Here is a 484-nt window from a genome sequence, read left to right on the forward strand (position 1 = left end):
CGCGATAACGAAGAACATCGCGATGATATTGAACGCCATTATTTGAAAATGCTCACTCAGGCGCGGCGGGAAGTGATTATCGCCAACGCCTACTTCTTCCCCGGCTATCGATTTTTACACGCCTTGCGTAAAGCGGCACGGCGCGGGGTGCGGATCAAACTGATCATTCAGGGCGAACCGGATATGCCGATTGTCAGAGTCGGTGCCCGCTTGCTGTATAACTCTCTGGGTAAAGGCGGCGTTCAGGTTTTTGAGTACCGCCGCCGCCCGCTCCACGGCAAAGTGGCATTGATGGACGATCACTGGGCGACAGTAGGGTCCAGTAATCTCGATCCGCTCAGTTTGTCACTGAATCTCGAAGCAAATGTCATCATCCACGATCGTCATTTTAACCAGACGCTGCGCGATAATCTGAACGGCATTATTGCCGCAGATTGTCAGCAGGTGGATGAAACCATGCTGCCCAAACGCACCTGGTGGAACC

At 53.3% G+C, this 484-nt stretch carries 1 protein-coding gene; it reads left to right on the forward strand.

Features of this window, described 5'->3' with window-relative positions; genetic code table 11:
• The coding region (clsB, locus tag K0039_RS25080; protein WP_228106847.1) for a cardiolipin synthase ClsB at positions 1-484 on the forward strand (484 nt) is incomplete at both ends.

The organism is Terrisporobacter mayombei (assembly GCF_020748465.1).
Taxonomy (GTDB): domain Bacteria; phylum Bacillota; class Clostridia; order Peptostreptococcales; family Peptostreptococcaceae; genus Terrisporobacter; species Terrisporobacter mayombei.